The organism is Actinacidiphila epipremni, assembly GCF_012034175.1.
In the GTDB taxonomy this organism is placed as follows: domain Bacteria; phylum Actinomycetota; class Actinomycetes; order Streptomycetales; family Streptomycetaceae; genus Actinacidiphila; species Actinacidiphila epipremni.
On the sequence record NZ_JAATEJ010000041.1, the window covers coordinates 23,117 to 46,949 of the forward strand.

Genomic DNA, 23,833 nt, shown 5'->3' on the forward strand with positions numbered 1-23,833 from the left:
CGCACCAAGGAAGAGGCACATCGATGAGCCGTACGGACCAGCCGAGCCTGCTGGCAGGCTTCAAGGAATTCGTCATGCGGGGGAACGTGATCGACCTCGCGGTGGCGGTGGTCATCGGGGCGGCGTTCAGCAGCATCGTGAACTCCGTCGTCAACGGGATCATCAACCCGCTGGTCGGTGCCTTCGGTACGAAGGACCTCGCTGGCTATTCGTCCTGTCTCAAGGGCCCGTGCCGGGTGGACAGCAAGGGAGAGACCGTCAGCGGGATCCACATCCTGTGGGGATCGGTGCTGAGCGCGACGCTCACGTTCCTGATCACCGCGGCGGTCGTGTACTTCCTCATGGTCCTGCCGATGGCCCGCTACCTGGCGCGGCGGGCAGCCAAGCAGCAGTCGGCACCGGCCGAGGAGACGGTGGTGAAGGAGGAAGCGGTGACGGACGAGATCACGCTGCTGCGGGACATCCGCGACGCACTGGTGGCGCCGCGCTCGGGCGGGGCTGGCTGACCGCCAGGGCCGAGCAGGTTCAGAGGTGGTGCGGCGGCTTCTCGTTGAGGAAGCGCGTGAAGTCGTCGTCCGCCGAGCCGGAGGGCAGGTCGCCCCAGCCGCGGTCGGTGTCGTCGGAGGACGGGCGGTCGAAGGGGTCGTCGAATACCAGGCCGGCCGGGCCGTCGCCCGTACCGGAGCCCGCCGCACCGGCCGTGGAGGGGGGGCGCTCGGAGTGTGCCGCGGTGTCCATGGATCCAGGGTACGGCGCCGGGGCGGTCCGCCGGCCGGCCCCGGCACCCAAGCGGGTGGGGGGAGATACCCCAAGTGTCCGTTTGCCCCCCGCAGACGGATATACCTGGCCGCATGCACGAACCACAACCGAAACCGCAGGCGAACCGCGCTCCCGTTCGGGCGCCGGAAACGGACGTCGATCGCAGCGACCCCGCGTACCGTCTCTGGTTGCGCCAGGCGGTCGGCCAGGTCCAGGCGGACGCGAACCGGTCCGCCGATACCCATTTGCTGTCGATCCCACTCCCCGCGGACTGGGGCGTCGACCTCTATCTGAAGGACGAGTCCACCCACCCGACCGGGTCGCTGAAGCACCGGCTGGCCCGGTCACTGTTCCTGTACGCCTTGTGCAACGGATGGATCCGCCCCGGGCGCCCGGTGATCGAGGCGTCGAGCGGCTCGACGGCGGTGTCGGAGGCCTACTTCGCCCGACTGATCGGTGTCCCGTTTGTGGCCGTGATGGCCCGTGGGACGGTGCGGGCGAAGATCGACCTGATCGAGCTGCACGGCGGCCGATGCCATCTGGTGGAGGACCCCGGCCAGGTGTACGAGGCGGCGACACGGCTGGCGGCGGAGACCGGCGGCCACTACATGGACCAGTTCACCTACGCGGAGCGGGCGACGGACTGGCGGGGCAACAACAACATCGCGGAGTCGATCTTCCGGCAGCTGGCGGCCGAGCGGCACCCGGTGCCGACCTGGATCGTGGCGACGGCGGGGACCGGCGGGACGTCCGCGACGATCGCAAGGTATGTCCGCTATGCGCAGGCGACCACCGGAATCTGCGTGGCGGATCCGGAGAACTCGGCGTTCTTCCCGAGCTGGCGGGACCACGATCCGACGGCCACCACCCCTACCGGCTCCCGGATCGAAGGGATCGGCCGGCAGCGCGTGGAGCCCAGCTTCGTCCCCGGGGCGATCGACCGGATGATGCGGGTCCCGGACGCGGCGTCGATCGCCTGCGTACGCGTCCTTGAACGGCTGCTGGGCCGCCGGGCCGGGGCGTCCACCGGTACGGGGCTGTGGGCGGCGTTCCGCATCGTCGCCGAGATGCGCTCGCGCGGTGAACGCGGCAGCGTCGTCGGGCTGCTGTGCGACCCGGGCGAGCGCTACCTGGAGAAGTACTACGCGGACGCGTGGCTCACCGCGCAGGGCATCGACATCGCACCGTACATGCGGCGTGTCGAGCGGTTCCTCGTGACCGGGGAGCTGGAACCGGTCGGGTGACCCGAGGGGCGGGTCAGACGCCGGCTGCGCCGAGCAGCAGGCCGACGGCGTAGGTCACGGCCATGGCGACGGCGCCGCCTGCGGCATTGCGCAGTACGGCGGGGCGCACGGGTGCGCTGCCGAGGCGGGCGCTGGCCCAGCCGCAGCCGGTCAGGGCGATCAGCACGGACACGACGGTGACGGGCAGCCGCCAGGCGTGCGGCGGCAGCACGATGGCCAGCAGCGGAAGGAGCGAGCCGGCGGTGAAGGAGACGAAACTGGCCCAGGCGGCGTGCCAGGGGTTGGCGAGTTCGTCGGGGTCGATGCCCAGCTCGACGCGGGCGTGGGCGCCGAGGGCGTCGCGGGCGGTGAGCTGCACGGCGACTTCGCGGGCGAGGTCGTGGGTGATGCCGAGGTCTCCGAGGAGGCCGGTGAGCTCGTCGAGTTCGGCCTGCGGGGTGGTGGCGAGCTCCTCGCGTTCGAGGGCGAGGGCGGCCTGCTCGGAGTCGCGCTGGGTGCTGACCGAGACGTACTCGCCGGCGGCCATCGACAGCGAGCCGGCCAGCAGCCCGGCGAGGCCCGCGGTGAGCAGCGCGGAGCGCGAGGAGGTGGCGCCGGCGACGCCGACGACCAGGCCGGCGGTGGAGACGATGCCGTCGTTGGCGCCGAGGACGGCGGCGCGCAGCCAGTTCAGCCGGGTGCTCAGCCCGCCGTGGTGGGGCTCGCCGGGGTGCGGGGCGGTGCCGTCCGGGCGCGGGTCGTCCGGCTGGGGGGCGTCCGCGTGCGGGTCGTCAGGAGAGTCGCCGCCGGTGTGATCGGTCATGCCACGAAGGTTCTCACCCCCGGTCGCCGGCGGGGCACAGCGGCGGCCGTGTGGTGGGCGGCCTCGGGCGGGGCGTGACGGCATGCCGAACCCCGACGCGGGGGGGTGGCGCCGGGGTCCGGGTCTGTGGGGCCGGCCCCGGAGGGCCGGCGGTGGGGTTGTCAGGCGGCTTCGTAGTCCAGGCCGGTCGCCCGGGCCATGCGCTTGAGGTCGGCCAGCGCGTGCTTCTCGATCTGCCGGATGCGCTCGCGCGTCAGGCCGTGCTCCTTGCCGACCTCGGTGAGCGTCCGCTCGCGGCCGTCCACGATGCCGTAACGGGCGCGGATGATCGACGCGGTGCGGTCGTCGAGCCGGTCGATGAGGCTGTCCAGTTCCTCACGGCGCAGCATGACCAGGACGGAGTCCTCCGGGGACGGCGCGGCGCCGTCCTCGACGAGGTCGCCGAACTCGGTCTCGCCCTCGGCGTCGACCGACATGTTCAGCGACACCGGGTCGCGCGCCCAGTCCAGGACGTCGGCGACGCGCTCGGGGGTGGTGGCCAGCTCCGCGGCGATCTCCGCGGGCTCGGCGTCACGGCCGTGCTCGCGGTTGAACTCCCGCTGCACCCGCCGGATCCGCCCCAGTTCCTCGACGAGGTGGACGGGGAGGCGGATGGTGCGGGACTGGTCGGCGATGGACCGGGTGATGGCCTGCCGGATCCACCAGGTCGCATACGTGGAGAACTTGAAGCCCTTGGCGTAGTCGAACTTCTCGACGGCGCGCACCAGGCCCGCGTTGCCCTCCTGGATCAGGTCGAGCAGGGGCAGGCCGCTGCGCGGGTAGCGCCGGGCCACTGCGACGACGAGCCGCAGGTTGGAGCGGATGAAGATGTCCTTGGCGCGTTCGCCCGCGGCCACCAGGGCCTCCAGCTCCTCGCGCTGGACGTCACCGCCCGCGCCCGGCGGAAGGTCCGGGTCGGAGGCGAGGATACGCTCGGCGTAGACACCTGCTTCAATGTCTCGGGAAAGCTCCACCTCACGGGCGGCGTCGAGCAGCGGCGTACGCGCGATCTCGTCCAGGTACATGCCGACGAGGTCGCGGTCGGCCACTTCCCCGCCTGCGGCGCGAACGCTGCTGGTCCCGCCTGCGTTACGACGGGCGACGGCACGGGTTGCCATGCGTGCTCCCTTACGAAGGTGCGGTCGGTCTCGGTCGGGTCGGGCGAGCGGTGGCAGCGGACGCCGTGGCGAACCTCTGCCGGAGCCGGGTGGGCGGCTGCCGCGGTCCCTTCGGCCTTGCTGTGCGCTTGCCCCATCCGATCGGGATAACGACTGGAATCCGGACACAATTCCCATGTCGTGACCTGTTTTTTATGATCATGCAGTACCCTGTCCGCCGCATTGAGAGGCCATGTCATGCCGGAACGTATGGATGTCCAGGTCACAGCGGGTGCGGAGGGCGATCTGGGGGCGCTCACCGACATTTACAACCACTACGTCCGTGAGACGGCCGTCACTTTCGACATCGACCCCATCACCCCCGACGAGCGCCGCCCCTGGTTGCTCTCCCACCCGGAAGACGGCCCCCACCGCTTGTTGGTTGCCCGGCCGGCGGACGGCGGTCCGATCATGGGTTATGCGACAAGCAGTCCGTTCCGCCCGAAGGCCGCGTACGCGACGTCGGTGGAGACGAGCATCTATCTCGCGCCGGGCGCCGGCGGGCGGGGCGTCGGCACGCTACTGTACGCGGCGCTGTTCGAGGCGCTGGCCAGTGAGGACGTGCACCGCGCGTACGCGGGGGTGACGCTGCCGAACGAGGCGTCGGTACGGATCCACGAGCGGTTCGGCTTCCGGCAGGTGGGGCTGTACCAGGAGGTGGGGCGGAAGTTCGGGGAGTACCACGACGTGGTGTGGCTGGAGAAGCGGCTGGACTGAGGGCGCCGGGGAGGGAGGCCGGCGGGGCGGCGTGCCGGCTCGGCAATGGGCATGACCATTGGTATTTGAAGCTTCAAGCAGATCGGGTTACCGTCGTCTCATACGCTTGAAGATTCAAGGAGGGTGCGCCATGACCGCGTCTGCTCCCGAGCGCATGCCCGCGCTCTACCTCTCGCACGGCGCCCCGCCGCTGGCGGACGATCCGACGTGGCCCGGCCAGCTCGCCGCGTGGGCGGCAGGGCTGCCGCGACCCAAGGCCGTACTGGTGGTGTCGGCGCACTGGGAGGACGCTCCGCTGGCCATCGGCGCGACGGCGACGGTGCCGCTCGTCTACGACTTCTGGGGCTTCCCCGAGCACTACTACAAGGTGACGTATCCGGCGCCGGGCGCGCCCGCGCTTGCCGAGGACGTACGCAAGCTGCTGCGGCGGGCCGGCAGCCCCGTCCAGGACGTGCCGGATCGGGGCCTGGACCACGGGGCGTACGTACCACTGGTGGAGATGTTCCCGGACGCGGACGTCCCCGTGCTGCAGGTGTCCCTGCCGACGCTGGATCCGGCCGGCCTGATGGCGGTCGGGCGGCGGCTGGCTCCGCTGCGGGACGAGGGCGTGCTGATCGTCGGCAGCGGCTTCTTCACGCACAACCTCGCCGCGCTGCGGCACGCCGGACCCCAGCCGCCCTCGTGGTCGGCGGAGTTCGACGACTGGGGCCGGCGGGCGCTGGAGGCGCGGGACGTGGACGCGCTCCTGGACTTCGAGCGGACGTCGCCCGCGGGGCGGCTGGCGCACCCGCGCACAGAGCACTTCGCCCCGCTGTTCGTTACGCTCGGCGCCGCCGAGTCCGAGCTCGGCAGCCAGCGCAGCGTCATCGACGGATTCTGGATGGGGCTCGCCAAGCGCTCCGTGCAGTTCGGCTGAACAGGAAGAGATCCCCCTCCCATGCAGATGCGACGCATCGTGATCGGTGCGGCCGTCGTGGCCGGCGCCCTGACCTTGGCCGCGTGCGGCTCCGACGGCAAGAAGGACGCGGCCGGTACGCCGGGCGCCACGGGCGGCGCCGACGACAAGCCGGCCGCGGCGTCGGTGAGCTGGCCCGCGCCCGCCGACGCCACCGCGCAGGCGAAGGCGGCCGGGCTGCCGATGCTCGGGGCGGAGGGGCAGGTGCTGCACATCCACAGCCACCTGGACGTGTACGTCGACGGCCGGCCGGTGACGGTGCCGGCCGAGATCGGGATCGACCTCACCAGGCAGCAGATCAGCCCGCTGCACACCCATGACACCTCGGGTGTCGTCCACATCGAGTCGCCGGTCAAGGCCGACTTCACCCTCGGGCAGTTCATGACCGAGTGGAGCGTGCCGCTGAGCAAGGACGGGATCGGCACGTACAAGGCGGGCGGCGGCAAGGAGCTCCACGTCTACGTCAACGGCAAGGAGCAGGCCGGCGATCCTGCGTCGATCAAGCTGGCCGCGCACGACGAGATCGCCGTGGTCTACGGGGCGGCGGGCGACAAGGTGCAGGTGCCGTCGACGTATGCGTGGCCGGAGGGCTTGTAGGACGAGCGTTCCGTCAGGTCGCGGCGCTGCACGTATACGTATGACTCACGCATGACCCGTGACCCACGTATGACCGTACGACCGCCGTACGTCCGCGCGGGCGGGCATATGTACGACGAACGGCAGGTCCCCGCCGTCCCGGGGTGAACCGGGAGAGCGGGGACCTGCCGTTGGTCGTACGTGTCGCACCTGTCGTACGTGTCGTTATGTGTCGTACGTATGGCCGCCGTGCGGCCGTCACCGCCGCGGTCGGTGCGGGCGGTCGGTCAGTGGGCGATGACCGGGATCGCGAGGTCGTCGGCCGCCTTGTCGCCGCTGACCTGCTGGCGACCGCCCTGGCCGTCGGCGCTGACCAGCACGAAGGCGATCAGGGCGGACAGGACGAGGATGCCCGTGGCCCAGTAGATGGCGACGGAGTAGCCGTGCACCGCCGACTCGTTGATGAACAGCTTGCTCTTCAGGTCGGCCTTGGAGGTCAGGTGCGAGGACACCCACGTGGCCGTGGCGCTGGTGGCCAGGGTGTTCAGCAGCGCGGTGCCGATGGAGCCGCCGACCTGCTGCGAGGTGTTGATCATGGCGGAGGCCACACCGGCGTCCTCCGGGCGCACCCCGTAGGTGGCCAGGCTCATCGCCGGCATGAAGGCCGTGCCCATGCCGAGGCCCATGAGGATCAGGCCGGGCAGCAGCACCTCCGCGTACGAGGAGTCGACCTTGATCTGCGCCAGGATGAGCATGCCGACGGACGCGACGAGGAAGCCGGGCGCCATCAGGTACCGCGGGCGGACCCGCAGCATCAGGCGGGTGCTGATCTGGGTGGAGCCGATGATCATGCCGCCGACCATGGGCAGGAAGGCGAAGCCGGACTTCAGGGCCGTGTAGCCCATGACCTGCTGCAGGTAGTAGGTCAGGAACAGGAAGAGGCCGAACATGCCGATGACGGCGAGGCCCAGGGAGAGGTAGACGCCGCCGCGGTTGCGGTCGGTGACCACGCGCAGCGGCAGCAGCGGGGCGGACACGCGGCTCTCGACGAACGAGAAGGCCGCGAGGAGGACCACGGCAGCCGCGAACAGGCCGAGGGTCACACCGGCCGTCCAGCCGTCCGACTCGGCGCGGCTGAAGCCGTACACCAGGGCCACCAGGCCGCTGCTGGCGAGGACCACGCCGGGGACGTCCAGGCGGTTGCGGTTGCGGCCCTGGGCGGGCTCGTGGATGACGAGGACGGCGCCGATGACGGCGGCGATCGCGAAGAAGATGTTCACGAACAGCGCCCACCGCCAGTTGAGGTACTGGGTGAGCACGCCGCCGAGGATCAGGCCGACCGCGGCGCCGGCGCCGGCGATGGCGCCGTAGATGCCGAAGGCCTTGGCGCGCTCCTTGGCGTCGGTGAAGGTCACGGCGAGCAGCGACAGCGCGGCCGGCGCGAGCAGGGCGCCGAAGACGCCCTGGAGGGCGCGGGCGCCGAGCAGCATCGGCGCGTTGACGGCGGCGCCGCCCAGTGCCGAGGCGAGGGCGAAGCCGAGCAGGCCGACGATGAAGGTGTTCTTGCGTCCCCACAGGTCGGACACCCGGCCGCCGAACAGCAGCAGGCCGCCGAAGGCGAGGGTGTACGCGGTGATGACCCACTGCTTGTCGCCGTCGGAGATGCCCAGGTCGCGCTGGGCGGACGGCAGCGCGATGTTCACGACGGTCGAGTCGAGCACGACCATCAGCTGGGCTATCGCGATGAATATGAGCGCTGTCCAGCGCTTGGGATCCGGCTGGTGTGTTTCAGGCATTACTGGTCTCACTACTTGGTGCGGAGTGACAGGACGTGGGGACGTGTGTCGGTGGAGCGGTGGAGCCGGTGCGAGCGGGTGGTGCGGGTCGGCCGGCCGGGTGAACCCGGCTACGGTATGGACCGGTTGACGGTTGTTGCGAACGGTTTACGGCTTACGGGAGCGGCTGGGGAGGGTGCCCGCCTGCTCCTGCCCGGGGCCGCGGGGCCCGGTGGCCGGCGGTGCGGGAGGGCGGAAGACACGGGGTGCCGACACGCGGTCGCGCCGCTTCGGCGGTGAATCGGCGCAGCGTGAGGGGACGCGTCCGGCTCGTCAGCCGGCGCGTTCTCGGCGGTTTCACTGTAAGGGCCACCACTGACAACGCGACGACGCGGCGGGTAACCACGGCGTACGGTCGCCCGCGCGCGGCCGTATGCCTCGCGGGCGGACGGCGGGGTCCGTGTCGAAGGGCACGGGCTGCTCCTTCCGTTCTCGCGGGGCGGTGAGGCTGGGCGCTGGGGCGGCTTTCCGGTCCTGCAAGCGGATAATCGGTCCCCGTTTGCGATCAGAAGATCAAACGGGGATCCGATCCCCGGATATTTCTCGGGCGCGGGGTGAGCTGTGCCACACCGCGGTTGACGAGCCGGTATGCGTCGGGCGCGGCATACGGCGGGGCGGACCACCGGTGTGATTTATTGAATATTCAAGAAATTCGTTACCATGAACGCATGAAATGGCTGACCGATGAGGAGCAGTCCGCGTGGCGGGCGTTCCTGCACGCCACCACGCTGCTGGAGGACCACCTCGACCGTCAGCTGCAGCGTGACGCCGGCATTCCGCACATGTATTACGCCCTGCTCAGCACACTGTCGGAGACACCTGGCCGCAGTATGCGGATGACGGAGCTGGCCGAGCAGACCAAGATCACCCGGTCGCGGCTGTCGCACGCCGTCGCGCGGCTGGAGGGCAACGGCTGGGTGCGCCGGGAGAACTGTCCGACCGACCGGCGCGGCCAGGTGTGCGTGCTGACGGACGAGGGCTTCGCGGAGGTGGAGCGTACGGCGCCCGGTCACGTCACGGCGGTGCGGGCGGCGATCTTCGACCGGCTCTCGCCCGAGCAGACCCGGCAGCTGGAGGAGATCTCGCGGGTCATCGCCGAGGGCCTCCACCATCCCGCAAGCGCGGACGTGCCCTGGCAGCGCTGAGGGCGGCGCCTGTGCCTATTGCGCCGCCGTGGGCGTGCCGCGCCCCGAGCGGGCGAGCCAGCGGCCCTCGTGGCGGCTGACCTCGATGGGCCGGCCGAAGCAACGGGTCATCTGCTCGGCGGTGAGGACATCCTCGGCGGCGCCGGAGGTCAGCACGCGGCCCTCCTTGAGCAGCAGGACGTGGCCGATGGCCGGCGACAGCTCCTCCAGGTGGTGGGTGACGGTGATGGTGGTGAGCGCCGGCCGGGTGGTGGCGAGCCGGTGCAGGGCGTCGATCAGGTCCTCGCGGGAGGGTAGGTCGAGGGCGTTGAAGGGCTCGTCGAGCAGCAGCAGCGACGGGTCGGCCATCAGGGCCCGGGCGACCAGGATGCGGGCGCGCTGGCCGCCGGAGCAGACGCCGTAGGGCCGCTCGGCGAGCTCCTTGATCTCCAGCTCGGCGAGGAGGGCGTCCGCGCGCTCGCGCACCTCGGCGTCGTACTTGCGCCACAGCGGCTGGACGGTGCCGGTGTGGCCGGTGAGGACGACGGTGTGGGCGGTCGCGTCGAGCGGCACCTTCTGCGCGGAGGAGACCAGGCCGATGTGGGCGCGCAGCTCGCGCATGTCGACGCGGCCGAGGCGGTGGCCGAGTACGTCGACGGTGCCGGTGGTGGGATGCATGAGGGCGCCGATGAGCCGCAGGACGGTGGTCTTCCCCGCGCCATTAGCGCCGAGCAGGGCCCAGTGCTGGCCCGCGTACACATTCCAGGTGATGTCGTCGAGGATGACCTGCCCGGTGGTGTAGCGGCGGACGCTGACGGCGTCGAGTGCGGCGACCGCCTGCGGCGCGCCGCTGGTCGCGTTGGCTGTCATGCCCGAACGTTAGCTGTACCCGGCACCTTTATGCGGGGCGTTTCCGCGATGTGGATGCGCGGGCAGGGTTCGGCTGCGCCTATTGCGTCGCCGCGGGGCTCACGGGACCGCGGGCGAGGGGCTCTCCTCGGTGCCGGGTGCCTCGGCGATACGCGGCGGTCCCGGCCGGAACAGCAGGAAGGTGACGACGAAGCCGAAGGCGAAGAAGCCGGCCGCCCACCAGTAGGCGACGGAGTAGCTGTGCAGCTGCGCCTGGGACACCGCGGCGGGGCTCGGGCGGCGGCCGACGAGGTAGTGGGTGGCGGCGCTGGTGGCGAGGGTGTTCAGCAGCGAGGTGCCGACGGATCCGCCGACCTGCTGGCTGGTGTTGACCATGGCCGAGGCGACGCCGGCGTCGTGCGCCCTGACGCCCGCGGTGGCGATGTTCATCGCCGTGGCGAAGATGAGGCCGAGTCCGAGGCCCAGCAGCAGGAGCGGCGGCATGACGTGCGCGGCGTAGGTGCTGTGGGCGTCCAGCGCGGTCAGCCACGCCATGGCGCCGCCGGCCAGCAGCATGCCGGTCGGCACGATGGGCTTGGCGCCCAGTCGCGGCACCAGCACATTGGTGGTGATCACGGAGGCGCACACCAGTAGTGCCACCATCGGCAGGAAGGCCAGGCCGGTCTTCACCGGCGAATACCCCAGCGTGCGCTGCAGGTAGTAGGTCAGGAACAGGAAGACGCCGAACATTCCCGCGCCGGACAGGAACATCGCCAGGAACGAGGCGCCGCGGTCGCGGTCGCCGACGACCCGCATCGGCAGCAGTGGGTGCTCGGCGCGCCGCTGCCACCACACGAAGGCCGCCAGGAGGACCGCGCTGGCCAGCAGGAAGCCCCATGTGCTGGTGGCTCCCCACTGGTGCCGTTCGGCGTTGGAGAAGCCGTAGACGACGCAGAACAGCCCGCCGGAGACCAGCAATGTGCCGGGGATGTCCAGGCTCGGGCGGTCCGCCGGGGCGCCCGGGCGCAGCAGGCGCATGCCGCCGAGGAAGGCGACGACGGCGAAGAGCAGGTTGACGTACAGGCACCAGCGCCAATCCAGGTATTCGGTGAGGATGCCGCCGAGCAGCAGGCCGACCGCGGCGCCCGCGCCGGCGATGGCGCCGTAGATGCCGAAGGCCTTGGCGCGCTCCTTGGCGTCGGTGAAGGTCGTCGTGAGCAGGGAGAGCGCGGCGGGGGCGAGGATGGCGCCGAAGGCGCCCTGGAGGGCGCGGGCCATGATGAGGATCTCGAAGCTCGGGGCCGCGCCGCCGATGGCCGACGCGGCGGCGAAGCCGACCAGGCCGATCAGGAAGATCCGCTTGCGGCCGACGAGGTCGGCGAGGCGACCGCCGAAGAGCAGCAGGGAGCCGAAGGCCAGCGCGTAGGCGGTGACGACCCACTGCCGGTCCCCGTCGCTGAAGCCGAGGGCCTGCTGCGCCGAGGGCAGGGCGATGTTCACGATCGTGGCGTCCAGGATGACCATCAGCTGGGCGACGCCGATGACGACCAGGACCCACCAGCGGTTGGCGGGGGACTCGTCGGCGCCGCCCTTGCCGGGCTGCCCGCCGGGCGCGCCCTCCCGGCGGGCAGCCGCAGAGGATTCCGAGGAGCTTCGTGCCATGACGTGGGTCTCCTTTGCGCATGCGCGCGTCCCCCCGGAATTTCCACGCTAGGCGCAGCTCGGCGACCCCGCCATGTGAGGCGTCGCGGCCCCTGTGCGCGGGTGCGGCGGTTCCCGGGCGGGCGGCCCGGGATTCCACCGCGACCGCCATCGGACGACCGTCCCTGGTGGTGATGACGGCCACGCGGAGTGGTGGTGGCTCGTGCACAACGATCACTACCGCGGGCCCGGGACGGATAACGCGCGCTCACCCGTTCGCCCGGTCCGATGAGCGCACCGGCGGCGGTGGGTGTAACCGGCGGTGTGCTCATCGGACCGCACGGGGGGGGTGAGTGCCGCTGCCACCCGTACGCAGCAGCCGGGCGCGCGGGACGGGCCGCGGGGCCGTTGGCTGGCGGTGAGGGGCGGAGCGGGCGGGGCCGCCGTCGCCCCGGGCTCCGGCGAGGGAGTACGCACATGGCCACGAGCGCGGACGTCCCGGGCGGAGGTGGCACCGGTCCGGGTGGCGGGCCGCTCGGCGCGGACGAACGCGCGGAGCTGGAGGCGTTGCGCAGGCGGTTCCCGGCGCGGCGGAGATGGCGGGCGGCGCTGTCCGCGCTGCTGATCACATTGGCGGCGGTGCTCACCCCGCTCAGCGCGGTCGCGGTGTGGATTGCCGATGAGATGGCGGACACCGACCGCTATGTGGCGACGGTCGCGCCGCTGGCGCGGCATCCCGACATCCAGGACGCGGTGACCGACCGGGTGACCGATGCGGCGATGGCGAAGATCGACCTCGATGCGCTGCTGTCGCAGGTCGCGCCCGGTGACCGTCCGCGGCTGGAGCGGGCGCTCGGCGGGCTGCGGGGGCCGATCACCAGCGGGATCAGGGATTTCGTGCGGCAGACGGTGGCGGGCTTCGTGGCCAGTGACGCCTTCGCCGCGCTGTGGGAGCAGCTGAACCGGCAGGCGCACGCGGCGTTCACCGGGGCGCTGACCGGCAGCGGCGACTCGGCGGTGCGGGTGAAGGGCGACGCCGTGGTGCTGGACCTGGAGCCTGTCGTGGCGCAGGTGAAGGAGCGGCTGCTGGGCCGGGGGCTGGGTGCGGCGTCGGCCATCCCGGAGGTGCGGACGGACTTCACGCTGGTCGAGTCGCGGGACGTGCGGCGGGCGCAGACGGCTTTCCGGGTGCTGGAGGTCCTCGGGAACTGGCTGCCGGTGGTGACAGTCGCGCTGGCGGCCGTCGGGGTGTGGCTCGCGGCACGCAGGAGGCGGGCGCTGGTGGCGGCGGCGCTGGGTATTGCGGCAGGGGCGGCGGCGCTGTGGATCGGACTGTCGGTTTTCCGGGTCGTCTACCTGAACCACTTGCCGGCGCAGGTGAGCCAGCCGGCGGCCGGTACGGCGTACGACCAGATCGTGCGATTTGTGCGGGCGACCGTACGGCTGGTGATCGTACTGGGGGTGGTGGTCGCGCTCGGGGCGTGGCTGAGTGGCCGCGGGCGGTGGGCGGTGCGGGTGAGGGACGCGTGGGAGTCGGGTATCGCGGCGGTGCGGCGGGCGGTGGGGCTCGCGACGACGGGGCCGGTCGGGCCGTGGGCGCACCGGTACCGGTACGTGCTGCGGTGGGCGGTCGTCGCGGGGGCGGTGCTCGCGGTGCTGCTGTGGTCTTATCCGACCGGGAGGGTGGTGTTCTGGATCGCGGTGGTGGCGGTGGTCGTACTGGCGGTTGTCGAATTTCTCGACGATCAGGACGCGGCTGCCGGCTCCGCGGGGGTGACCGGGCCGGCGCGTCACTCCGGCGGGTGACCGGGCCGGCGCGTCACTCCGGGCGGGTGACCTCGTCGTCGCGTCACCGGTACGGGTGGCTGCGGGGGCCGGTCACCCGTGCGGGTGGCCGGCCCCCGGGGGTCACTCCTGCGGGGCCAGCGCGGCGAGCTGGTCGGCGAAGGGGGTGAGCGTTTCGGCGGGGGCGGGGCGGGGGGCGGGGGCGGTCAGGTACGGGGTGAGCTCGGTGGCGGCGCGGGTGATGCGGGTGGCCAGGGGGGCGTCGCCGTCGGCGGGGACGGTGCCCCAGTCTGCGGTGGCCGCGTACACGGCGGTGGGCATGACGACGGCCCTGAGGTAGGTGAACAGCGGGCGCATGGCGTGTTCGAGGACGAGGGAGTGGCGGGGTGTGCCACCGGTGGCGGCGATCAGGACCGGGGTGCCGGTGAGGGCGTCCTTGTCGATGACGTCGAAGAACGACTTGAACAGCCCGCTGTAGGAGCCGGTGAAGACGGGGGTGACCGCGATCAGGGCGTCGGCGCCGGTGGTGGCGTCGATGGCGGCGCGCAGCTGCGGGCCGGGGAAGCCGGTGACCATGTTCTGCGCGATCTCGTTGGCGAGGTCGCGCAGCTCGACGACCTGGACGTCCAGGTCGTCGGTGGCGCCCTGGGCCGCGACCTGCTCGCGGGTGGCCGCGGTGAGGCGGTCGGCGAGCAGGCGGGTGGAGGAGGGCCGGCCGAGGCCGGCGGTGATCACGACGAGGTGCCTGGTCATGCGGGGGAGACCTCCTGGTTGTCGCGGCGGGCGACCAGCGCCTGGTGGGTGGGCCCGTCGGGCACGTGGGCGGGGCGGCCGGCGGCGAACTCGCGGCGCAGCACCGGGACGACCTCCTCGCCGAGGATGTCGAGCTGTTCAAGGACGGTCTTGAGCGGCAGCCCGGCGTGGTCCATGAGGAACAGCTGCCGCTGGTAGTCGCCGAAGGTGTCGCGGAAGGTCAGGGTCTTGTCGATGACCTCCTGCGGGGAGCCGACGGTCAGCGGGGTCTGCTCGGTGAACTCCTCCAGCGAGGGGCCGTGGCCGTAGACGGGTGCGTTGTCGAAGTAGGGGCGGAACTCGCGGACCGCGTCCTGGGAGTTCTTCCGCATGAACACCTGACCGCCCAGTCCGACGATTGCCTGGTCGGCTGATCCGTGCCCGTAGTAGGCGTAGCGCTCGCGGTACAGGCCGATGAGCTGCTTGAAGTGCTCCTTGGGCCAGAAGATGTTGTTGGCGAAGAAGCCGTCACCGTAGTAGGCGGCCTGTTCGGCGATCTCCGGGCTGCGGATGGAGCCGTGCCACACGAACGGCGGGACGTCGTCGAGGGGGCGCGGGGTGGAGGTGAAGGACTGCAGCGGGGTGCGGAACTTGCCGGCCCAGTCGACGGTGTCCTCGCGCCACAGTTTGTGCAGCAGCGCGTAGTTCTCGACGGCCAGCGGGATGCCCTGCCGGATGTCCTTGCCGAACCACGGGTAGACCGGGCCGGTGTTGCCGCGGCCCAGCATGAGGTCGACGCGGCCGTCGGCCAGGTGCTGGAGCATCGCGAAGTCCTCGGCGATCTTGACCGGGTCGTTCGTGGTGATGAGGGTCGTCGACGTGGAGAGGATCAGGTGGTCGGTCCGCGCGGCGACGTAGCCGAGCATGGTGGTCGGCGAGGACGGCACGAAGGGCGGGTTGTGGTGCTCGCCGGTCGCGAAGACGTCCAGGCCGACCTCCTCGGCCTTCTGCGCGATGGTGACCATCGCCTTGATCCGCTCGTGCTCGCTCGGCGTCCGACCGTTCGTCGGGTCCATGGTGACGTCGCCGACCGTGAAGATCCCGAACTGCATCTCAATCCACCGTCCAATTGGTTGACCATTCAACCACACGAACGGATGGCCTTCCCGGCCTATTCCCCGCTCGCGTACGGGCCGGGTCCCGGGCCCGGACCTGGTTCCGGAGCAGGCGGCGCGGCCGGCGCCTGAGGGGCGGCACCTGGGCCGTAGTAGGTGAAGCCGGACTGGATCACGGGCTGGTGGAACGTGCCGTCGTTGATGGTGTTGACGACCACGACGCGCCCGTCCCGCCCGGCCGGCTCCAGCTCCGCCAGCAGCCTGCGCAGCTCCCCCGCGGCCTCGGGGTCGGCCTGCAGGGCCCGGCGCAGCCGCAGCCGCCATTCGGCCCGCACGTCCTCCGCCGTCGCCGTGTCGCCCGCCTGCCGCGCCGCGGCCAGCTCGTCCCTGGAGCGCTCCAGGTCGGCGCTCGCCGCCTCCTCCCCGCCGTCCGCGCCGCCCCGCGCGAAGAACCGCGCGAGCCGCCCGCGCACCTGCGTCCAGGCGTCCGTGACCATCAGGCCCACCAGCGACGTCGCCCCCGACGCCGCCAGCTGTGCCAGCTCCGCCTCCATGCCCGCCCGCCCTCCTCCCGGCGACTTGCCTCCCGGCGGCCCCCGCCGCCCCCGCCTCCTTCCACGGTAGGGGCCCGGGCGCTCCCACCGCGCCCCCGCGGCACGACCGCCTCCCGGCCACCCGGGAGGCGCGGTGGGAGAATGCCCGCAGCCGCCCGTCAGCCTCCCGGGAGCCCGCCGATGACCGATCCGTCCACCCCGTCCCCGATCGGGCCGCTCGCGGCCTCCTACGGACTCCCGGAGGCCCTGCCGCCGTGGCCGTCGCGCGACGGGCTGCGCGTCACCGGGGTGCGGGCGGTGGTCACCGCGCCCGAGGGCATCCCGCTGGTCGTGGTGCGCGTCGACACCTCCGACGACGGCCTGTACGGGCTCGGGTGCGCGACGTTCACGCAGCGGTACGCGGCCGTCGTCGCGGCCGTCGAGGAGCACGTCGGCCCGCTGGTGGTGGGCCGGCACCCCGCCGACATCGAGGACATCACCCGCCTGGTGCACTACTCGTCGTACTGGCGTGGCGGGCCGGTGCTGAACAACGCGCTGTCGGGCGTCGACCAGGCGCTGTGGGACATCGCCGGCAAGCGTGCCGGGATGCCCGTCCATGAACTGCTCGGCGGGCGCAGCCGGGCGGGCGTCGAGGTGTACTCGCACGCCGCGGGCGCGGACGTCGGGCAGACCCTGGAGCAGGCCGAGGCGCTGGTCGCGGCCGGCTACCGGCATGTGCGGCTGCAGGTGGGCGGCCCGGGCCTGGGGACGTACGGGGCGCCGGGCACGCCCGGCGGGTACCCTCGCTCCCCGCACCCGGACGGGTGGTCCGTCGACCAGTACCTGACGGCGACGGCCGCGCTCTTCGCGGCGGCCCGCGCCCGGCTCGGGCCCGAGGTCAGCCTGATGCACGATGTGCACAGCCGGCTGACGCCCAAGCAGGCGGTGGTGCTGGCACGGGCGTTGGAGCCCTACCGGCTGTCGTTCCTGGAGGACGTGGTCGCGCCGGAGCACTACGACCGGCTGCCGGAGGTGCGGGCGGCCTCGCCCGTGCCCATTGCGGTGGGCGAGCAGATCGGCAGCGTCCCGGAGGCGGTGCGGCTGATCCGGGACGGCGGGATCGACCTGCTGCGGCTGCACACCTCGGCGGTCGGCGGCCTCACGCCGACCCGCAAGCTCGTGGCGCTCGCCGAACTGACCGGTGTGCGCACCGCGTTCCACTCCCCCGGCGACATCTCGCCGGTCGGCGTCGCCGCGAACCTGGCGGTGGACATCTCCACGCCGGCCTTCGGCTACCAGGAGTCGCACGAGTACAACGACGCCACGCACGAGGTCTTCAGCGGCACGCCCGTCGTGCGCGACGGCTACCTGTACCCGTCGGAACTGCCCGGGTGGGGCGTGGACCTGGACGAGAAGGCGGCGCGCCGCTTCCCGCCGGTCAAGCACCTGCACGAGCGGTGGGCGGCGCGGGTGCGCCGCCCCGACGGCGGGCTGGAGGCGCCGTGAGCGGCCCTTCCCCGGCCCCTGGGCGGGTGCTGGTCACCGGCGCGGCCGGGCTCATCGGGCGGGAGGTGACGGCGCTGCTGGGGCGTGAGGGCGCCGCCGTGACCGCGCTGGTCCTCGACGACCCGGGCGGCCTGGCCGCCGACCGGGTCGTCGTGGGCGACGCAGGCGACCCCCGGGCGGTGCGGGACGCGCTGGCCGGAGTGGACGCGGTGGTGCACCTGGCGGCGCTGGCGTCGCCGGCGCACGGCACGGCCCGGGAGGTGTACCTCGGCAACACCGGGGCGACGTTCACCGTCCTGGACGAGGCGGTACGCGCCGGGGTGCGGCGGGCGGTGATCGCCAGCAGCCTGTCGATCCTCGGCCTGCCCTTTGCCGAGCGTCCGCTGCACCCGGCGTATGTACCGGTGGACGAGCGGCTGCCGCTGCAGATCGAGGACCCCTACGGGCTGTCGAAGGCGGTCGACGAGCAGATCGCCGGTACATATGCGCGGCAGCACGGGCTCGCGGTGGTGGCGCTGCGGTATCCGTTCGTGGCCGACGCGCGGCGCGAGGAGCAGCGGCGTGCGGACCTGGCGGCCGATCCGGCGTCGGGGGCCCGGGAGTTGTGGGCGCACCTGGACGTGTCGGACGCCGCGCGTGCGGCGTGGCTGGGGCTGACCCGGCCCGTGGAGGGCTTCCATGCCGTGTTCGTCGCCGCGCCCGAGACGCTGGCGCCGTACCCGACGGGCGACCTGGTGGCCCGTTACCACCCGGGCAGCGAACTGCGCCGGCCGTTGCGGGGGCGCGAGGTCCCGATCGACCTGGGGGCCGCGGAGCGGCTGCTGGGCTTCACCGCGCTGCACCGCAGGGAGATCGAGGAGCGGCCCTTGCCGCCGCCGTGAGCGCCGGCCCGGTCCGCGGGCGGGGTGGTTTCGCTCGGTACATGTGCCGCGGGTTCCGGTGGGCGCGCATAGTCCGGCCCGACGGTCCGACGATCGGCGGGCGCGCGGTCGGACAGGCCGATCTTCCGACCGGGCCCCTGGTGACGGTACGACCATCCGACGTGCGACGACCCCGTCCGGTGGCGGCGCGCCGGGGGCCCATCCGCTACGCTGTCCGGGGCGCCCGCGAGGGCGGTTCCCACGCCCCGCCCCAGTAGCTCAGGGGATAGAGCACGGCTCTCCTAAAGCCGGTGTCGCAGGTTCGAATCCTGCCTGGGGCACAGCCCGTCGAGTGCGCCGATCGCCCCTTCCGTACATGTACGGAAGGGGCGGTCGGCGTTTCAGGGACGGGCGGCCGGGAGGGGCTTGGGCGGGTAGGTGCGCAGGACGAGGGACGTCGTGACGGGGCCGTGGCGGGCCAGGGAGTCGACGATCTCCTCAAGGCGCTCGGCGTGGGTGCAGTGGACGTCGAGCAGGAGGCAGTCCTCGCCGGTGACGCGGAGGGTGCCGGTGACCTCGGGGAGGCGGGCGGCGAGGGTGAGGGCGTCGGCGAGCCGGGCGTGGGTGGTGCGCAGCCGGACGACGGCGTGGATGTTCAGGCCGAGCGCGGCGGGGGCGACGACCGCGCGGTAGCCGGTGATGACGCCGCTCTTCTCCAGGCGCTGGATACGGGCCGCGGCGGCGGGCTGGGACAGGCCGACGCGGCGGCCTATCTCGGCGCCGGTGAGGCGGCCGTCCGCCTGGAGCAGGCCGACGATGGCCAGGTCGATGTCGTCGAGTGAATCCATCGTTGTCGGGCCCACTTCCCTGGAGATCGCTTGCGGCACGCCGCCGGCCGCGCCCGCCCGCCGACAATCGGCCCGACGGCCGCCCGGCAATGGGCGGCGGGTTTGTCCGCGGAAGGGCGGTAGGTGATGGTCGCATATGTCGTCGTCCCCGGGATCGACGGCTCGGGCGAGGAGCACTGGCAGAGCCTGTGGGAGCGGGAGTGGGGCCCGGCGGCTGTGCGTATTGCGCCGGATTCCTGGTCGGCGCCGGACCTGGCGGACTGGACGGGCGCGGTGGGGCGCGCATACGCGGCGGTCGGCGGGGGTGCGGCCGAGGGCGTGGTGTTCGTCGCGCACAGCCTCGGGTGCTGGGCGGTGGCGCACTGGGTGGAGCGGGAGCGGCCGGGCAATGCGGCGGTGTTCCTGGTCGCGCCGCCCGATCCGCGCGGGGCGGATTTCCCGCGGGAGGCCGCACCGGGTTTCGCGGGGCTGCGGGCGCGGACGCTGGGGTGCCCCGGGCTGGTGGTGGCCAGTGCGGACGACGCCTATTGCGACGCCGGCGTCTGCGCCGGGTTCGCGTCGGCGTGGGGGCTGCGGTGGCACGACGCGGGGCGGCACGGGCACCTGAACGCCGCGAGCGGGCTCGGGAGCTGGCCGGAGGGGCTGCGACTGCTGCGGACGGCCGCCGGGGGCGCCGCGTAGCCTGGGGGCGAACGGGCGGGTCGAGCGGGGCGAGGTGCGGGAACGTGGCGGGCAGGGCAGGGCGCAGGCCGCCGCCGTCACCGCTGCCGCAGCAGGCGGGTGTCGACCCGGTGCGGGTGCGGCTGCCGGGCGGCGCGCAGGCCGGGCGCTGGGCGACCGTGCGCGAGCACCTGCTGGGCCGGTACGGTCCGGTGGTCGGCGCCGCGCGGGTCGAGGCCATGCTCGCCGAGGGGCGCTTCGTGACGCTGGACGGGCCGGTGGGGGCGGCGACGCCCTATGTGCCGGGCGGCTGGGTGTGGTTCCACCGCGACCGGGTCGCGGAGCCCGAGGTGCCCTTCGAGGTCGGCGTGGTGCATCGCGACGAGCGCATCGTCGTCGCGGACAAGCCGCACTTCCTGGCCACCACCCCGCGCGGCCGGCACGTCACGCAGACCGCGCTGAGCCGGCTGCGGCACGCCCTGGCGCTGCCGCAACTGACTCCCGCGCACCGGCTGGACCGGCTGACGGCGGGGCTGGTGCTCTTCGTCGTCCGGCCCGAGGACCGGGGCGCGTACCAGAACCTCTTCCGGGACCGGCGGGTGCGCAAGGAGTACGAGGCCGTCGCCGTCCACGACCCGGCGGTGGAGCTGCCGCGGACCGTCGTCAGCCGGATCGTCAAGGAGCGCGGGTCGATGGCAGCCGAGGAGCGTGCCGACGGGCCGCCCAACGCGGAGACCCGCGTGGAACTGCTGGCACATCGCGCCGGGCTCGGCCGCTACCGGCTGCTGCCCGCGACGGGCCGCACGCACCAGTTGCGCCTGCACATGGCCGGGTTGGGCCTGCCGCTGCTGGACGACCCGCTGTATCCCCGGGTGCTGCCGGAGGAGGCCGCGGACGACTGGTCCCGGCCGCTGCAACTGCTGGCCCGGGCCCTGGAGTTCACCGACCCGGTCACCGGGCGGGCGGTGCGCTTCGAGAGCACGCGGCAATTGGCGCGGTGGCCGGGCGGCGACGCGGGCTCCTGAGCGGGCGGCGCGGCCTCAGGACGCCGGGGTGCTCGGGTGCAGCAGGGCGAAGAACGCGCCTTCCGGGTCACGCAGCAGCGCCAGCCGGCCGACGCCCTCCATGTCCGTGCCGGGCATCAGGATCGCGCCGCCGCGCTCGACGGCCCTGGCCACCGTCGCGTCCACGTCGTCCACGGAGAAGTACGGCTGCCAGTAGCTGGTGCCCTCGGGCAGCATGTCCGTGCCGAGCTGCATGATGCCGCTGTGCGAGCCCTCCTGGCCGCCGCCGGCGCGGGACGCGATGACGTACGCGCCCGCGTCGCCGGGGAGCGGGACCTCCTCGAAATCCCAGGCGAAGACGGTGCCGTAGAACTCCTTGGCCCTGGCCGCGTCCGTCGTGTAGAGCTCCGTCCAGCACAGGCCGTGCGCGCCGACCCTGTCCAGGCCCTTGGTCGCGCCGGGCTCCCAGACGGCGAACTCGGCGCCGCTGGGGTCGCTGTAGCCGGCGAGGCGACCCTGGTCGGCGACGGCCATCGGGGGGAAGCGGACGGCGCCGCCGGCCTGTTCGACGGCCTTGGTCGTCGCGTCGGCGTCGGCGGTGTGGAAGTAGATCGTCCACGCCGGCTGGGCGCCGGCGTCCTGGAGCGGGCCGAGGGCGGCGACGACCTGGCCGTCCGTCCGGAACATGCCGTAGTCGCCCGCTTCGGGGCCGGTGGACCGGAACTGCCAGCCCAGCAGGTCGCCGTAGAAGGCCGCTGCCGCCGGGACGTCGCGGCTGCCGAGGTCGACCCAGTTGGGGGCGCCCGGGACGTAGTCGTCGGTGAGCATGCGCGGGACCTCCGTGGGGTGCGGGATCGGTGGGGCGGCCGATCCGAACGATCTGTCGTTTTTGGACGCTGTGTCCTCTCTCACACTCAGCATGGCAGGGTCCGCCGGCAATCCGGCTTCTGACGCGGGCCGGGCGGGCTCATGGCTGGTCAGCGGGGTCGGGCGGGCGACGGCGGACCGTGCGGCGCCGGGCACGCGGGGTAGCAAACCGATTCGGGGATTGTCAGTGCCCCCGTCTAGGGTGGTTCGCATGTACGGGGGAAGTCTCGATCAGGCGAATGCCGCACTGCGCGCGTACGTGCAGGAGCACGGCGACCGGCCGTGGACGGCCGAGGAGCTCGCGGAGCTGGCGCGGTTGCGCGCCCGCTGGACGGCCGCCGCGCGCGGCTCACGCGTCGGGATACGCCCGGTGTCCACGCGGGTGAACGGCGCCGCGGTGATGACCGCGGCGTAGCCCGTTCCCCCGGTGGACGGGGTCGGCGGGGCCTGCGGGTCCTCCCCGGGGTCGACGGGGTGTCAGACGCCCGCTGGGGCAGGGGCGGCGGCGTGCGGGGGGCGCACGGAGTCGCTGCCGGGGACCGGTTCCGCGGTGTCCGCGCCGAGGGCGACGATGCGGTTGGCGGCGTCGACATGGACGACGGCGGGCCGCAGCGCGCGGGCCTCGGCATCGTCGACCTGGGCGTAGCTGATGAGGATCACCAGGTCGCCGGGGTGGACGAGGTGGGCGGCGGCGCCGTTGATGCCGATGACGCCGGAGCCGCGCTCGCCCTCGATGACGTAGGTCTCCAGGCGGGCGCCGTTGGTGATGTCGACGATGTGCACCAGTTCGCCGGGGAGCAGGTCGGCGGCGTCCATCAGGTCCGCGTCGACCGTCACGGAACCGACGTAGTGCAGGTCTGCCTGGGTCACGGTGGCACGGTGGATCTTGGACTTGAACATGGTGCGCAGCACGGTGCCGCCTCCTGAGGTGGGAAGGTCGCGTCCCGCGAGGGGTACGCGCCGACGTCACCAGGGTAGAGCCCCGCGCCGGGGGTGCGTCGGGGCGGTCGGGCGGAGTGCGGAAGATCTCAGGGCGGGCTGCGCCTATGGTGCGGCGGTGGGCGCGGGGGCCGGGTCCGGGTGCAGGCCCTGGGGGGCTTGCGGCGGTGCGGGTGGGGCGGGGAGCTGGTCGTAGAGGGTGGCCAGGGCGTCGTTGAGGGGCCGCAGGAGGGCCGGGGCGGCGACGGGACGGGGTGGCTGGGCGTCAGGGCGGTGGCCGAGGCGGCGGCGCACCTGGGCGACGTTGCGGGCGGTCAGGCCGAGGGGTGCGCGGGCGGCGGCGAGGTCGGCCGGCGGGAGGGCGGCGAGGGCGCGGGCTTCCCGGACGCACAGGGCGAGGGTGTCGGCCCAGTCGGCGGCGTGCGGGGCGGCGGTCCTGCGGTGGCGGTGGATGAGGGCGCGGTGGGCGCGGGCGGAGGAGGCGGCGGTGGCGAGGTCGCCGGCGGCGAGGTCGGCCGCGCGGGCCAGTTCGCGCAGGGCGGCCGGGTCGGGGGTGGGTTCGCGCAGGGCGGCGAGCAGGTCCTGGACGACCTGGAGGGCGCGGGCGGCGCGGCCCCGCATCACCGTCTCCGTGCGCAGCGGCAGGACGAAGTACGCGGCGAGGATGCCGCAGGCCGAGCCGAGGAGGATGCCCTCGGGCCGCTGGAGGAGCAGGGCGGCGGTGTCGTGCTCGCCGTTGAGGGAGTACATGACGGCGAGCAGGCTCGTGACGCAGAAGGCCCACACGGCGTAGTTGACGTCGCGCAGCCATAGGCCGACGAAGAGGTAGCAGAAGATCACGGCGACGCCGAGGGGCGGGCTCCCCGCGACCAGGTGCGCGGCGAGGGTGCCGGTGACCGCGCCGGCGAAAGCGCCGCCGATGCGCAGTCCGCTGCGGTGGACGACGTCGCCGCGGGAGCGGGCTGCGCTGCACACGACGAAGGCGGTGATCACCGTCCAGGTCCAGTGGTGCGGGAAGAGCAGGTGCCCGGCGGCGAACGCCGCGCCCATCGCCGCCGCGAGCTGGGCGGTCAGGCGCGTCTGCGGCTGCGGTCCCTTGCGGGCGCTGCGGGCGGCCCGGGGGGCCTCCGGGGTGGGCACTTCCCGGGCCCGGACGCGGCGTACCGCTGCCGCGGCAGCGGTGAGGTCGTCCAGGGCGCGGGTGAGGACGGCGCTTGGGGGTGCGGTGTCGGGGGCCGGGGAGCGGGTGGCCGCCGTCGGGGGTGCTGTGGCGCTGTCGGCGGGGT

The 23,833-nt window shown here is 73.1% G+C and carries 25 protein-coding genes and 1 tRNA gene; 13 read left to right on the forward strand and 13 right to left on the reverse strand.

Features of this window, described 5'->3' with window-relative positions:
* Positions 1–23: 23 nt before the first annotated feature.
* Entirely contained in the window at positions 24–506 is a 483-nt protein-coding gene (gene mscL, locus HCN08_RS32870; protein ID WP_167986983.1) for a large conductance mechanosensitive channel protein MscL, read from the forward strand.
* A gap of 19 nt (positions 507–525) precedes the next feature.
* On the opposite strand, the gene HCN08_RS32875 is transcribed toward mscL, so the two are convergent.
* On the reverse strand, positions 526–738 hold the full coding sequence (locus tag HCN08_RS32875) for a hypothetical protein (protein ID WP_167986968.1): 213 nt from the start codon (positions 736–738) through the stop codon (positions 526–528).
* 113 nt (positions 739–851) lie between these two features.
* On the opposite strand from HCN08_RS32875, the gene HCN08_RS32880 reads away from it, so the two are divergent.
* Positions 852–2,003 carry a PLP-dependent cysteine synthase family protein gene (locus HCN08_RS32880; RefSeq protein ID WP_167986984.1) on the forward strand — a complete coding sequence of 384 codons (1,152 nt, stop codon included), beginning with the start codon at positions 852–854 and terminating at the stop codon, positions 2,001–2,003.
* Between the two features lie 13 nt (positions 2,004–2,016).
* Here the strand turns inward: HCN08_RS32880 and HCN08_RS32885 are convergent, their stop codons facing one another.
* Together HCN08_RS32885 and HCN08_RS32890 are read right to left on the reverse strand one after the other, a co-directional pair.
* Positions 2,017–2,805 (reverse strand): VIT1/CCC1 transporter family protein, encoded by a 789-nt coding sequence (locus tag HCN08_RS32885; protein WP_167986985.1) that lies wholly within the window; start codon positions 2,803–2,805, stop codon positions 2,017–2,019.
* Positions 2,806–2,966: 161 nt separating this feature from the next.
* Positions 2,967–3,962 (reverse strand): sigma-70 family RNA polymerase sigma factor, encoded by a 996-nt coding sequence (locus HCN08_RS32890; RefSeq protein ID WP_167986986.1) that lies wholly within the window; start codon positions 3,960–3,962, stop codon positions 2,967–2,969.
* 237 nt (positions 3,963–4,199) lie between these two features.
* On the opposite strand from HCN08_RS32890, the gene HCN08_RS32895 reads away from it, so the two are divergent.
* From HCN08_RS32895 to HCN08_RS32905, 3 genes are all read left to right on the forward strand, one after another.
* Positions 4,200–4,718, forward strand: coding sequence for a GNAT family N-acetyltransferase (locus HCN08_RS32895; RefSeq protein ID WP_167986987.1), 519 nt, complete (start codon positions 4,200–4,202; stop codon positions 4,716–4,718).
* Positions 4,719–4,848: 130 nt separating this feature from the next.
* Positions 4,849–5,634, forward strand: a complete 786-nt coding sequence (locus HCN08_RS32900) for a dioxygenase family protein (RefSeq protein ID WP_167986988.1) — start codon at positions 4,849–4,851, stop codon at positions 5,632–5,634.
* A 21-nt stretch (positions 5,635–5,655) separates the two neighbouring features.
* On the forward strand, positions 5,656–6,270 hold the full coding sequence (locus HCN08_RS32905) for a hypothetical protein (protein WP_206319531.1): 615 nt from the start codon (positions 5,656–5,658) through the stop codon (positions 6,268–6,270).
* Positions 6,271–6,536: 266 nt separating this feature from the next.
* Here HCN08_RS32905 and HCN08_RS32910 read toward each other — a convergent pair whose 3' ends face one another.
* Positions 6,537–8,045 (reverse strand): MFS transporter, encoded by a 1,509-nt coding sequence (locus HCN08_RS32910; protein ID WP_167986989.1) that lies wholly within the window; start codon positions 8,043–8,045, stop codon positions 6,537–6,539.
* A gap of 707 nt (positions 8,046–8,752) precedes the next feature.
* On the opposite strand from HCN08_RS32910, the gene HCN08_RS32915 reads away from it, so the two are divergent.
* Complete coding sequence (locus HCN08_RS32915) at positions 8,753–9,229, forward strand: MarR family winged helix-turn-helix transcriptional regulator (RefSeq protein WP_167986990.1); 477 nt, start codon at positions 8,753–8,755, stop codon at positions 9,227–9,229.
* A gap of 15 nt (positions 9,230–9,244) precedes the next feature.
* Here the strand turns inward: HCN08_RS32915 and HCN08_RS32920 are convergent, their stop codons facing one another.
* Together HCN08_RS32920 and HCN08_RS32925 are read right to left on the reverse strand one after the other, a co-directional pair.
* Entirely contained in the window at positions 9,245–10,078 is an 834-nt protein-coding gene (locus HCN08_RS32920; protein ID WP_167986991.1) for an ABC transporter ATP-binding protein, read from the reverse strand.
* Between the two features lie 99 nt (positions 10,079–10,177).
* On the reverse strand, positions 10,178–11,719 hold the full coding sequence (locus HCN08_RS32925; RefSeq protein ID WP_167986992.1) for an MFS transporter: 1,542 nt from the start codon (positions 11,717–11,719) through the stop codon (positions 10,178–10,180).
* 456 nt (positions 11,720–12,175) lie between these two features.
* On the opposite strand from HCN08_RS32925, the gene HCN08_RS32930 reads away from it, so the two are divergent.
* The gene (locus HCN08_RS32930; protein WP_167986993.1) at positions 12,176–13,504 is read left to right on the forward strand and encodes a hypothetical protein; all 1,329 of its coding nucleotides are present in this window, start codon (positions 12,176–12,178) and stop codon (positions 13,502–13,504) included.
* Positions 13,505–13,606: 102 nt separating this feature from the next.
* Here HCN08_RS32930 and HCN08_RS32935 read toward each other — a convergent pair whose 3' ends face one another.
* The 3 genes from HCN08_RS32935 to HCN08_RS32945 are packed head-to-tail and all read right to left on the reverse strand — an operon-like array spanning position 13,607 to position 15,884.
* A complete protein-coding gene (locus HCN08_RS32935) occupies positions 13,607–14,236 on the reverse strand; it encodes an FMN reductase (protein WP_167986994.1) in 630 nt (209 codons plus the stop codon).
* The gene (locus tag HCN08_RS32940; protein ID WP_167986995.1) at positions 14,233–15,327 is read right to left on the reverse strand and encodes an LLM class flavin-dependent oxidoreductase; all 1,095 of its coding nucleotides are present in this window, start codon (positions 15,325–15,327) and stop codon (positions 14,233–14,235) included. The genes HCN08_RS32935 and HCN08_RS32940 overlap by 4 nt, the downstream gene beginning before the upstream one ends.
* Positions 15,328–15,386: 59 nt before the next feature.
* Positions 15,387–15,884 (reverse strand): hypothetical protein, encoded by a 498-nt coding sequence (locus HCN08_RS32945; protein WP_167986996.1) that lies wholly within the window; start codon positions 15,882–15,884, stop codon positions 15,387–15,389.
* A gap of 180 nt (positions 15,885–16,064) precedes the next feature.
* Here HCN08_RS32945 and HCN08_RS32950 point away from each other — a divergent pair, with 180 nt between their 5' ends.
* From HCN08_RS32950 to HCN08_RS32960, 3 genes are all read left to right on the forward strand, one after another.
* A complete protein-coding gene (locus HCN08_RS32950) occupies positions 16,065–17,369 on the forward strand; it encodes an enolase C-terminal domain-like protein (RefSeq protein WP_167986997.1) in 1,305 nt (434 codons plus the stop codon).
* A complete protein-coding gene (locus HCN08_RS32955; protein ID WP_322974827.1) occupies positions 17,366–18,250 on the forward strand; it encodes an NAD-dependent epimerase/dehydratase family protein in 885 nt (294 codons plus the stop codon). Before HCN08_RS32950 ends, HCN08_RS32955 begins: the two co-directional genes overlap by 4 nt.
* A 247-nt stretch (positions 18,251–18,497) precedes the next feature.
* Positions 18,498–18,570, forward strand: a tRNA-Arg gene (locus HCN08_RS32960).
* A 60-nt stretch (positions 18,571–18,630) separates the two neighbouring features.
* Here HCN08_RS32960 and HCN08_RS32965 read toward each other — a convergent pair.
* Complete coding sequence (locus HCN08_RS32965) at positions 18,631–19,077, reverse strand: Lrp/AsnC family transcriptional regulator (protein WP_167986998.1); 447 nt, start codon at positions 19,075–19,077, stop codon at positions 18,631–18,633.
* A 126-nt stretch (positions 19,078–19,203) separates the two neighbouring features.
* Here HCN08_RS32965 and HCN08_RS32970 point away from each other — a divergent pair, with 126 nt between their 5' ends.
* Complete coding sequence (locus HCN08_RS32970; RefSeq protein ID WP_167986999.1) at positions 19,204–19,758, forward strand: RBBP9/YdeN family alpha/beta hydrolase; 555 nt, start codon at positions 19,204–19,206, stop codon at positions 19,756–19,758.
* Between the two features lie 44 nt (positions 19,759–19,802).
* Positions 19,803–20,762 (forward strand): pseudouridine synthase, encoded by a 960-nt coding sequence (locus HCN08_RS32975; protein WP_167987000.1) that lies wholly within the window; start codon positions 19,803–19,805, stop codon positions 20,760–20,762.
* A gap of 15 nt (positions 20,763–20,777) precedes the next feature.
* Here the strand turns inward: HCN08_RS32975 and HCN08_RS32980 are convergent, their stop codons facing one another.
* Positions 20,778–21,569, reverse strand: coding sequence for a VOC family protein (locus HCN08_RS32980; protein ID WP_167987001.1), 792 nt, complete (start codon positions 21,567–21,569; stop codon positions 20,778–20,780).
* 250 nt (positions 21,570–21,819) lie between these two features.
* Between HCN08_RS32980 and HCN08_RS32985 the strand changes: the two genes are divergently transcribed.
* Positions 21,820–22,023, forward strand: coding sequence for a hypothetical protein (locus HCN08_RS32985; protein WP_167987002.1), 204 nt, complete (start codon positions 21,820–21,822; stop codon positions 22,021–22,023).
* Positions 22,024–22,085: 62 nt separating this feature from the next.
* On the opposite strand, the gene panD is transcribed toward HCN08_RS32985, so the two are convergent.
* Entirely contained in the window at positions 22,086–22,520 is a 435-nt protein-coding gene (gene panD, locus HCN08_RS32990) for an aspartate 1-decarboxylase (protein WP_167987003.1), read from the reverse strand.
* A gap of 132 nt (positions 22,521–22,652) precedes the next feature.
* Positions 22,653–23,833: FUSC family protein (locus HCN08_RS32995; protein WP_167987004.1), on the reverse strand; the 1,181-nt coding region annotated here is incomplete at its 5' end.